The sequence below is a fragment of the Marinobacter gelidimuriae genome (genome assembly GCF_000372805.1).
In the GTDB taxonomy this organism is placed as follows: domain Bacteria; phylum Pseudomonadota; class Gammaproteobacteria; order Pseudomonadales; family Oleiphilaceae; genus Marinobacter; species Marinobacter gelidimuriae.
Genome location: NZ_KB889936.1, coordinates 1 through 9,736, shown reverse-complemented (window position 1 = coordinate 9,736; position 9,736 = coordinate 1). Strand labels below are relative to the sequence as shown.

Sequence of the window (9,736 nt, the reverse complement as noted above, 5' to 3'; positions counted from 1 at the left end):
TAACGACCAATCCATATCCGCATTGACCAGATTTTTGAACAGCGACAACCGTTCGCAAGTCGCGCTTGTTATAACTATTTTCTTAAAGCGTCACTTCTTTTAGCTTCGACCAATGCTCATCACTGAGCATAAACCGGGGCATGGCACACTCATTTTATTGATGGCTTAGGAACCTTGAAATTACGATTTTGTATTTTATTCAATGAGTTATACTAAAACGCCAACAGCTCCGAGTGCGACTTCAAAAATGATGTCCATGATGGTCATATTACCTGATGGGCTTACGATGCCAGAGAAAAGAATCCGTTGACGAGCCATCTGTGGGATGGGCTTAAATAGTTGGCATAGAGTTCCCCTGTCTCACTTGAGCTTCTTCAGTTGATCCAACACCGTCTCCGGAATTGCAGCCTCGGGGATGTGCGTGACGTGGAAGTCGGCGGCGGACGGCAATGGCGCTGTCCCGAGCCAGAACTCGTCGGGGATGACGGTCCCCCGCAGATCGGTCTCGTTAATGCTCACAGCGTCTTCCCTACGCATGCCGGCGATGAGCCGGTAGTGCGCGGTCACATTGGTGATGGGCGTGTACGTGCCCAGGTCGACGGTCTTTGACGGCTGTTTCCCGGGCAGGGGCCTGTCGTCGAGCAGCACCGCGGCGAACGGTAGCGCCGCCAGTGCGCGGAGCCAGGCGGCGACGTATACGGAGGAGTTCTCCGCGTCGTCCACGTCCAGGTCCTCCACTTGCGTCGAGCCCGAGAAGTGATGGGTGGCGCACAGCCACTGCATCGGTGACGGTATCTGCAACACCACCGCGCCTGACGCCATCGCGATGAGCGTCTGCGCGATCTCTGCCGCCTTGCCCGCTAGATCTTTATCGCCGAGCATCGTGCGCAGCGCGTAGCCTGTCCGCTTCTTTGCGGCCATCGCAGTCTCCAGCGCCGGCATCTGCGACAGCTGGTCGTCGTAGAAGTAGCCTAGGTCGAAAATTGCGAGGTCGGGTGCCTGCAGGCCTTGTGCTTGGTTGAAGAAGCGGGCGTATGCGGTCGGGTCGCCCCAGGGGACGGCTCGGTTTCGGAGGAACACGGCGCGCGCGTAGTCGTGGTGGTCCAGGAGTAGCGCGGTGGCGCGCCCCGACGGGGGATTGGCGATCACGGAGACGAGGTTGGCGTTCATTGGATGTCCTCGGGGGATGGGGGCGATGCCGCGCAGCGGACTCCGCCGCGCGGCATCGCAGGGGTCAGGATTTGTGCTGCACTTGCTCGCCGCACTGGGCCTCGAGCTCGTCGACGCGCTTGCTGAGCTTCTCGATCTTGAGCACCCGGCGGTCCGGCATCATGATCAACGGCAGGTCCTCGAGCCGCCCGGTCACCCGCTCGGGCTCGCTCTTGCCCCAATGCGTGGCAACCAGCTCATCGGTGTCATCGCCCCAGGACCCAAAGTACAGTAGATCCTTCGGCGGCTCCGGGGTGACGAATTCGGCGACGAACTCCTTATAGGGCTTGCCCCGCTTGAGCCGGTCCTGGCGCATCTGCGTCCGCAGCGCCGCGGTCTTGTCCTGGTCCACCACGAACGTGTCCGGCTGGTACACCACCCCGTAGAGCTCGCTGGCTACCTTGTCCGAGATCCGATCGAGCTCCAGGTCGCCCATGACCAGCTCGGGATCGCGCTCGAGGATGTCGCCATAGCCACCGCCCGAGCCCTGGCTAATCATGTACAGCTCGCCTTCCTTGGCGACGTCGAACTGCAGGCCCATGTGCGCGGTCTGGTAATTCCCGCCCTCATATGGCTGTTCGTTCATTACGCGCTCCATGGAGAGGTCAAACTTCGACGGGTCCTTGCGGATGATGTCGTAGATGTTGATGTTCTTGACCATCGCCAGCGGGTATGTAGGGCAGCCGTAGCCGCCGAACATGCCGGTGACCGACGAGAACTTCGCGCCGGTGGTGACGGTCATGAACCCCCACGCCGGCGTGCCGCGGGAGGCGACGATCATCTCGTAGCCCATGCCGCCGCGGTACTTGCCAAAGCCCTGATTATCGCGCACGATCCGCTTGCTGACGAGCTGCAGGAAAGGGACCTCCTCCTCCATCACCTCTTGCTCGGCGATGTCGGCCATCGCACAGAACAATGGCGCGACGCCGTCCTCGCCGTCCCGGAATGCCTTCGCCCCGCCGCCCATGCCGTTCAGGTCGGCGCACAGGTTGCCCACCTGTTCGCCGTGCTGGGTGGTGCCGCCCCACAGGAAGTCGTTGATCTGGTTGAACCAGGGGGCGATGACGTTCGAGTACTTGGTGGGCGCGGAGAACTGGATCTTGGCGTACAGGGTCTGCAGGGCCGAGAAGCCGCGGAACGAGGCCTGTAGCGATTGCCCCACCGGCGCATCGTAGCCGGCATCGGCCCAGCTGTGCTCCTCGGAGATCACCTCGATGGGCGAGAGCGCGCCGGTGCTGCGCGGCAGGTCCGGCCACCAGAAAGACAGGATGGCCTGCGTCATAAAAGCTTTCGTCGAGGCGAGCGGCGAGTTGAGCGCCCGGTTCAGGATCTCGGGGCCGGTGCCGGTAATGTCGACGACCATCGAGTCGCCCTTGATGGTGATCTTGCACGCGAACTTGATCAGGATGTTCTCTTTGAGCGTCGAGTCGACGAACTGGTTGAAGGAGACAGTGCCGTCGGGCAGCTCCGAGATCCGGCGCCGCACCTCGGTCTCGACGTTCTCCACTGTGCTGCGCAGGGTCGCTATGAAGGCCTCCTCGCCGACTTCCTCGACCAGGCGGTCGACGGTTTCAATCACGCGCCGAACCGCGCCCATCTTGACCTTGATGTCGGCCAGCATCAGCTTGGGGTCCCGGGTCGAGTGCTGAAGGAAGGTCAGCAAGTCGCGGCGCAGTCTGCCACCCTCAACAATCTTGAACGGGGATGCCCGCAGGCCGTCGTCGAACGGGGACTCCGAGCCCGACGGCATGCCGCCCGGTTCGCACGCGCCGTTCTCCCCCTCATGGATAGTGGCGCCGACCCAGGCGATGATCCGCCCGCCCCGCATCACCGGCACCAGCATCGACTGGTCGGTGTTGTGTACCATTCCGAAGCGGGAGTCGTTGTGGAAGAAACCGTCGCCGGGGTTAATCCCGACGGTGGGCTCGTCCTTCCAGTTCTTCATGATGTAGCGGATCGGGTGGTGCAGCACCGCCGCGAAGGCGATAACGCCGCGGTTAGACATGTAGCTGACGTCGCCCTCCGCAGTGTAGACGGCAACAGAGAGGTCTGCCCACTTCGCGCCGGGCGCCGCGCCCATGCTCTCGCACATCTCGAAGGCCTCGTCCAGCGCGCCGGCCAGGCGTTTGCGAACGCGGTCGGCCTTGACGGGGTCGACCTGCGAGGACATGCAGTCGTTCTCGTGCGACGTGCGCTCATGGATCTGGTGATTCCGCATGATGACGGGGTCTGGCCCCAGGAACAGCGTCGTCTCGTCCATGAACTTGTCGACCCACTGCTGCTCTTGCTCGCTCAACTGTCGGGACTCGCTATGCTCGGCGAACTGTCCGGTGTCGTTGTTTGAAATTGTCATGATGTTTCGAACTCCTTCCGAAAGAACTGTTGTTGGGTGGGCTGTGCGTCAACCTTTGAGGAGCCAGACGGCGCCCTGGATTGTCGGCTCCAAATGCCACCCCGGCTCGACCAGATATGTCGTGCTCCCTGTGGTGACGATAGCGGGGCCGGGGATGACGCGGTCGTGCTTGAGCGCGCGCTCGTCGTAGACCGGCGTCTGCACGGGCTCGGCGATGTCGGTGAAGTGCACCATCCTGTGCGAGACTTCCTCGGGGACCGTGCGGCCCTCGCCGGTCTTGATCGAGTCGAACTTGACGACGTCGCCCTCGACGAAGGAGGCAACCCGCAGAGTCTGCACCCGGACGCCGGCCTCCGGCGCCTGCGTGCCCTCGCCGTAGCGCAGGCCGAAGATCTCCGCGAACGTCTTGATCAGATAGAGCACATCCGCGACCCCGACCACCCGGTTGATCTCGAAGGACACTGCTGTGGTCACGAGCTGGTTGCCGTAGCGCATGTCCAACTCGAGGCGGTACTTGACGTCCTCGACATTGTAGCCCTGGCGCACCAGGTCCTCCGCACCCTTCGCCTCGAGCTCCTCGATATAACTGTTGAACAGCTCGTAGTTGTCGTAGAGGACGCGCTTGCGCGGCTCATAGAGCACGATGTACGCGCTGCGCTCGTGGATGTGCAGGGGCTTCATGTTGCCTGCACCCAGCGCGGAGAACACCGACGCGAACGGGGGAAACAGGATCTTGCTGATCCCCGCCTTCGCCGCGATGCCGCACGCGTGTAGCGGGCCGTTGCCGCCGTAGGCCAGCATCGTGTAGTCCTCGACCAGGCCGCCGCGCGAGCGCAGCTCCTTCTCGATGCCGATCGCCATCTGCTCGTCGACGGTGCGCTTGATGACCTTAGCTACGTCGACCACATCTAGGTCGAGCTCGTCGCACAGCGTCTCCCCGATCGCGTGCACCGAGCGCTTTTTGTTCAACGTGATGTAGCCGTTAGCGTAGTTCTCGGGGTCGAGATAGCACAGTATCAGGTCGGCGTCCGTGACGGTGACGTCGAGCCCGCCGCGTTCGTAGCAGGCGGGGCCGGGGTCTGAGCCGGCCGACTGCGGCCCAATCTGGACCGCGTTATGGATGCGGTCGAACGACGCGATCGAGCCGCCGCCGGCGCCGAGCGTGTTGAGGTGGATCATCGGCACCGAGACGAGCCAGCGGCCGATCGTGGGCTGGAAGTCGTAATGCCGCACGCCGCCCTCCGGCACGAGGCCGATGTCGAAGGACGTGCCGCCCATGTCCATTGAGACGACGTTGCCGATCCCGGTGGCCTTGGCGAGGTGTTCCGCCCCGCTGACTCCCGCGATCGGGCCGGAGTGGATGGTCTGCAGCGCGTCGGTGGAATTCGACTGCGCCATCCCGCCGGAGTTGTGGATGACGAGCATCGGCTTCTCGTAGCCGGAGTTGCGCAGGTTGTTGGACAGCTGGGTGAGGGCGTAGAACATCGTCTGGTGCAGGAAGGCGTCCACGATCGTGGATGTGGCTCGCACGTACTCGCCCTTGCGTCCGGATACTTGATGACTGAGCAGCACCGGGATCGCGCCGAGCTGGTGCGAGGGATACTCCTCGAGGATGATCTCCAGGATCTGCTGCTCATGCGTCGAGTTCTCGGTAGCGTTGGTCAGCGCCACCACGATGGCCTCGGCGCCGTTGTCGACCAGCTCGCGCATCTGCTTGCGCACGTCGTCGACCATGACCGGGACCAGGATCTCCCCGACGGAGTCCACCCGTTCCTTGATTGAGCGCACCAAGTGGCGTGGCACAAGCGGCTCCGGACGCTGGGCGTCCGCCATGTCGCCCTGTTTGGTGCCGTCCAGGCCCTCGCCGTAGCCGCGGCCACGGGAGAGGTGGATCGTGTCCTCAAAGCCGTGTGTGACCAGTGCCGCGACCTTCGGCCCCTTCCCCTCTATCAAGGCGTTGGTGCCCAGGGTCGTCGCGTAGCGCACCGAGTCGACGTCGCGCAGCGCGTCGTTGCGCGTGACGCCGGCCCGCTGGCACGCCAGGTCCAGGGCCTCGTTGAAGCCGAAAGCCAAGTTGTGGTGGGTGGTCAGCGCCTTGGCCTCGACGTAGATGTCGTCCCAGACAAGGAAGCAGTCGCTAAAGGTCCCACCGATATCAACAGAAATGCGTTTCATGGAAGTCTCCTCTGTTCCGGTCGATCAGTGGTGAGAGTGGGGCTGGCGGGGTTCGGCGATCGCGTTCTCGCCGGGGCCGTAGTTGATGAGCTCCTCGGGGACACCTTCTCGGCTGGCCCACTGCTCACGCAACGCGTCGATGTCCCAGAGCATGTCGACGGTCGGCGGGTGGCCGGGCGGGACGTACTCGGTCTCGATCTGCGTGCCGCAGCCGGGGCAGTAGAACTCGAGGATGCGGCAGAAGTTCGGATCCGGCGCGAACGTGTACTCGTACTTCTCTGGGTCGAGGATCGCCGGGTGGATCTCGCGGGGATCGCGGTCGTACACCAGGGTTCCCTCCTTGTAGTTGCCGCGGGCATTGCCAAGATCGTGCTCGCATACCCGGCACAGCCACCGCTCGGAGGCCAGGTCGATCGCGAGGTATTCCGTCATGGGGATTCGCATGGTTTTTGCACCTTCTTTTCGTCTAATTTTTTGGGGGGAGAGCGGGCGAGCCGCTACTAGTGGGTGTCCGTGAGCAGTAGGTCGCCGGAATTGGAGATCTCCAGCTCCCAGCCCGCAGGGACCCGTGCGGTGAAGAACTGGCCCTCCACGATGGCCGGGCCGGGCCCCGTCGCGCCCGGAGCCTGCTGGTCGAGCAGATACACCGGCAGGTCTTCGACGACCGCAGCCGACGTGCGCACGGCGCGGGTACCCGCCGACACCGCCGCCGACTTCGTCTCTGGGGAGCCGCCCTGGACGATGGGGTGCGGCAGGCTTCTAGCTGCCCGCAGCGCCAGGATCGTCTGCTGCCCGCCCTCCGAGCGCACGTCCGCGGCGCTGTCGATCGCCTCCGACAACGTCCGTCCGTCCGTCCGTCCGTCCGCGTGCTCCACCAGGTAGGACCAGTCCAGCGTGCATTCATCGATGTCGTAGCCCTCCTGGAACATGTCGCGCGTCGCCAGGCTCTCCAGCTCGCCGGCAGCGGCCTCGATCTGTGCCTGGGACAGGTCGGTGACATTGCGCTCGTAGGACTGCGAGATGTCGGAGAAGCTGATGCCGAACGCTGAGAACACGGCGGCGAGCTTGGGGATCAGCACCTTTCGCACGCCTGCGATGCGCGCCGCCTCGCAGGCGCTCATCGGCCCGCCACCGCCAAACGCGGCCAGCGTCGTCGTCTCTGCACTGTCCACCAAGGACGCGAAGGATTCCGACACCTTGTGCGCGTATGCCGATGCCATCTCTATCAGCGCCTCCTCGACCGTGATGCCGAGCGGCTCGGCGATGCTCTGCTGGATCACCGCGCGGGAGCGGTCCGCGTCGAGGAACATCTCACCGTCCATGAACTTGTCGGGGTCGAGAACGCCGAGCAGGAGGTTGACGTCGGTGATAGTCGCCTGGGTGCCGCCGAAGCCGAAGCAGGCAGGCCCCGGCGCCGAGCCGACGCTCTTCGGCCCGACGATGATCTGCCCGTCCTCCACGGCGATGATAGAGCTGCCGCCCACGCCGGTGGAGTGGACATCGCTCAGCTCGTAGGACACTGGGATGCCGTAGATCTCGCCGCGGCGTGCGGTCGCGATCTCGTAGTCCCACACCGTGCCCACATCCGTGGTGGTTCCGCCAACGTCGATCATCAACACGCGGGGCAGTCCGTAGGCCTGCGCCAGCGCCCGCGTGCCCTCTAGGCCGCCGCGGGGGCCGGAGGAGTAAGTCTTGAGCGCGACAGATTTTGCGACTCTCGAGGACCCTCCGTCGTTGCGGTAGATCAGGAACGGGTTCTTCACCTTGTGCGTGCGCAGTCGCTGCTCCGCGCTGTAGAGGAGGCGCTCCACCGTGGGATGCAGGAAGGAGTTGATGATGCCGGACCAGATTCGACGCGCCCGCACCTCGTCGGCGGCGAACTCCCAGCTGAATAGCACGGGGACAGAGCCCAGGAGGTGCCGCGGGAACCGTTCCAGGATGATGTGCTTGAACAACTTCTCCCGCGCTTGACTGCTGGCAGCGAGGACGATCCGCTCGGCGCCGGCCGTCGTCAGACGGGTCATCTCGGCTACCAGCGCCGCGGTCAGCTCGTCGCCGTCCAGCCCGCTGGGCACGATCGCGGTCCGGTCCCCGACGATGTCGTCGAGCAGTGACCACGACCTCGCGTCGTGGTGCAGCTCGCCGAGGATGTCGACGTCGTCCACGATCAGGCCCAGCCTCGGCCCCTTGTGCTCGACCAGCGCGTTGGTGCCCTGCGTGGACGAATACCGAATGTGCTGAGTCGAGTGGAGCAGCCCGGACAGGTTGGGCTCGCCATAGATGACCGTAGACGCCTTGGTCATCGCGTCGAATAGGCACTGGGACAGATCGACGGGCGTCGTCAAGGTCTTGGTAAACGCGAAGTCGGTACCGCTGCCGACACAGATGTCGGTTAAGGTTCCGCCGTTGTCGATGTTGATTAAACGTTCCATCGAAACTCCTAAAGTTATAGTTATAGTTGTAGTGGGAGGATTAAAAGTAGAGTGGTGGGATCACTCGGTGATGACTTGGGGTACTCGATATTTGCCCCAAATTGGGACACTCCCGACCACCCAAAACTCGTATTCTATTGGTAACTATTTAGCCCATCCCACAAACGACTCGCCAACGGGCTAATAATTACGAATGCTCCTCTTTTCATTATAATCTCCTAGCGTGATTTACAATCTTCGCGTGGCCCGCAACCTAGCTATAGTCCTTTCTGCCTCACAGGACCTGAAGTCCGATAATTAGCGTGCTCCATTTAAATTAGTTGCCGCCCATACTTTCCACTACACGTGGTACTACGCATCGACCTACTTTATTCGTGGAACAAAAGCTGTGTAAAAAATTAAACATTTTAAATCAATATATTATGACTCGTTTAGGATTGTGTTTTATTTAATCCAGTGGGTGAAGTCTCGATAGCGGCAAAGACGTACCTCGATGCATTGATCTTTGGGACCTCTGAATAACTTTCGAAAATCAGCGATAATATTACCATCGCCAACCGCATAGGATTCATCGCCACCATGGATCAGTTGAGCTTCTCCGAAGCCAAGTGCCAGAACAAAAAGCGTAAGACACGCCGCGAGATTTTTCTGGAACGGATGGACAAGCTGATTCCTTGGAACCAGATGGGGGAGAAGGTGACTCGTTACTACCTCAAGAGCCGGAACGGTCGGCCACCGTACCCGTTGTCTTCCATGCCGCGGGCTCACTGCATGCAGCTCTTTTATAATCTCAGTGATCCGGCCCGGCGATGGAGGATGCGCTCTACGAGATCAAATCCATGCGCCACTCCGCTGGTTTGAAGCTGGCTCGCCTGCCCGATGAAACCACCATCCTCAAGTTCCGCCACTTTCTCGAACGCCATGGCCTCGGCAAGGTGTTGTTCAAAGAGGTGAACAAGCACATGGAGAAGAATGGCTTGATGCTGCGCGAAGGCAGCATTGTGGACGCCACCGGCTTTTTTATAGCGGTACTTAGGTTGCTGGCAATGAAGTGGTTTAATGGATGTGACCAGCCCAGTTAAGGAATAATACCCTGAAACTGGAGAACGTATATGACCACAAGAAAGCTGTACTCAAAGGAATTTAAGCTGGACGCCATCAGCCTTGTGCTGGAGCAGGGATATTCAAGAGCCCACGCGGCGCGCAGTCTGGAAATCAATCCAAACATGCTGGGACGTTGGATTAAAGAGCATGAGTCGGTCGATGGGCAGGCGTTCAGAGGGAACGGCAAACTGACCGCTGAACAGTTGGAAATTCGCCAGTTGCGAGAAGAAAATCGCCGCCTGAAAATGGAGAAAGACATCTTAAAAAAAGCGACGGTCTTCTTTGCCAAGGAAACGCATTAAAGTATGCGTTCATCACCCGGCATAAGAAGACCTGGCCAGTCGACGTAATGAGTCGGCTCTTGGGTGTCAGTCGCAATGCCTATTATCGGTATTGCATCTCCAAGCATGTGACTAGATTCACTATGCCACTATAATATTGCTATTCATCAAGCTTGATGATC

At 61.3% G+C, this 9,736-nt stretch carries 6 protein-coding genes and 1 pseudogene; 2 read left to right on the top strand and 5 right to left on the bottom strand.

The window, feature by feature from the left end; all coding sequences use genetic code 11:
• Positions 1-360: 360 nt before the first annotated feature.
• From A3OI_RS0117050 to A3OI_RS0117030, 5 genes are all read right to left on the bottom strand, one after another.
• On the bottom strand, positions 361-1,170 hold the full coding sequence (locus A3OI_RS0117050) for a hypothetical protein (protein WP_018405446.1): 810 nt from the start codon (positions 1,168-1,170) through the stop codon (positions 361-363).
• Positions 1,171-1,234: 64 nt separating this feature from the next.
• The gene (locus A3OI_RS0117045; RefSeq protein WP_018405445.1) at positions 1,235-3,562 is read right to left on the bottom strand and encodes a hydantoinase B/oxoprolinase family protein; all 2,328 of its coding nucleotides are present in this window, start codon (positions 3,560-3,562) and stop codon (positions 1,235-1,237) included.
• Positions 3,563-3,610: 48 nt separating this feature from the next.
• On the bottom strand, positions 3,611-5,737 hold the full coding sequence (locus tag A3OI_RS0117040; protein WP_018405444.1) for a hydantoinase/oxoprolinase family protein: 2,127 nt from the start codon (positions 5,735-5,737) through the stop codon (positions 3,611-3,613).
• A gap of 24 nt (positions 5,738-5,761) precedes the next feature.
• Entirely contained in the window at positions 5,762-6,169 is a 408-nt protein-coding gene (locus A3OI_RS0117035; protein ID WP_228703023.1) for an acetone carboxylase subunit gamma, read from the bottom strand.
• Positions 6,170-6,237: 68 nt separating this feature from the next.
• Positions 6,238-8,169 carry a hydantoinase/oxoprolinase family protein gene (locus tag A3OI_RS0117030; protein WP_018405442.1) on the bottom strand — a complete coding sequence of 644 codons (1,932 nt, stop codon included), beginning with the start codon at positions 8,167-8,169 and terminating at the stop codon, positions 6,238-6,240.
• An 809-nt stretch (positions 8,170-8,978) separates the two neighbouring features.
• Here A3OI_RS0117030 and A3OI_RS24105 point away from each other — a divergent pair.
• Together A3OI_RS24105 and A3OI_RS0117020 are read left to right on the top strand one after the other, a co-directional pair.
• Positions 8,979-9,251, top strand: coding sequence for a transposase (locus A3OI_RS24105; protein ID WP_018405441.1), 273 nt, complete (start codon positions 8,979-8,981; stop codon positions 9,249-9,251).
• A gap of 30 nt (positions 9,252-9,281) precedes the next feature.
• Positions 9,282-9,667: pseudogene (locus A3OI_RS0117020) on the top strand (transposase); the annotation flags it as partial.
• Positions 9,668-9,736: the final 69 nt, after the last annotated feature.